The organism is Alcanivorax sp. HI0044, from assembly GCF_001634945.1.
In genome coordinates this window covers 1-900 of sequence record NZ_LWEZ01000286.1, presented here as the reverse complement: position 1 = coordinate 900, position 900 = coordinate 1, and the positions used below count along the sequence as shown (strand labels likewise).

The following is a 900-nucleotide window of genomic DNA, read 5'->3' as shown; positions in this document are numbered from 1 at the left end:
CAGGTATCGAATCTGGATGTATAAACGCCTGAGGCTGGATGCCTGATGCACGACGCTTAAAAAAAGCGAACCCGTTGGGTTCGCTTTTTTATTGCCTTTAGCGTCCGGCCTCAGGCATCTGGCGTCATGCGTAATTTATACCGCAAAATCGTCCAGCTTGGCGCCTTTGCTCAGGGCATCCTGCAACCACAGTGGACGTTTGCCGCGGCCGGTCCAGGTGTTGCCGCTGTTATTGGGATCGCGGAATTTTACTTTGGCCGGGCGGCGCACACCGGTTTTTTTCTTGGCGGCTTTCTTGCGCGTGGTCTTTTTCTTGTCGGCGGCATTTTTCAGCAGGTCCTGGGGATCCACACCCAGATCCTTGGCCATTTTCTCCAGAACCGCCTGGGCATTTTTCAATTCGGCTTTACGCTTTTTGTCGAGCGCAGACTCTGCCTGCTTGATCAGTTTTTCCAGCTCGTCCACAGACAGTTCGTCAAGATTGATGCTCATTAAGGTGCCCTTGTTTTAGGTCATTGAATAACGGCAAAGACTGTAATTATTTTAGTGGGCATTGGCAATATAGTGGGTTAAACGCAGAGCGGAAAATAAAAAATACGGTGACGTAAAATAATATTTTTCCCGCGGTGATTATAAAATAACCGCCTTCCTGCCATTTTGTGGATAACACGCACCGGTTGTTAAGGAACCTCTGAAAAACTCCTTGCGTACTCAGTCTTTCAGGCTGGTTCGCAATCTAGGCGTGCTTTTGAAGGTGTCCCCTAACTGGGATCGAGATATGTCCATCCATCGAAAAAGCGCAACAACGAGTGCGGGCCAGCCTGAATGACCCGAAGGGCGTGGCCTGAAGCGCACATCTGCTGCGCCTTGCCTCTCGGAAAGGGAACCACCCTGACCATC

At 50.4% G+C, this 900-nt stretch carries 1 protein-coding gene; it reads right to left on the bottom strand.

The window, feature by feature from the left end; genetic code table 11:
- Positions 1–135: 135 nt before the first annotated feature.
- Positions 136–492, bottom strand: a complete 357-nt coding sequence (locus A3730_RS03520) for an H-NS family nucleoid-associated regulatory protein (RefSeq protein ID WP_063520425.1) — start codon at positions 490–492, stop codon at positions 136–138.
- Positions 493–900 lie beyond the last annotated feature (408 nt).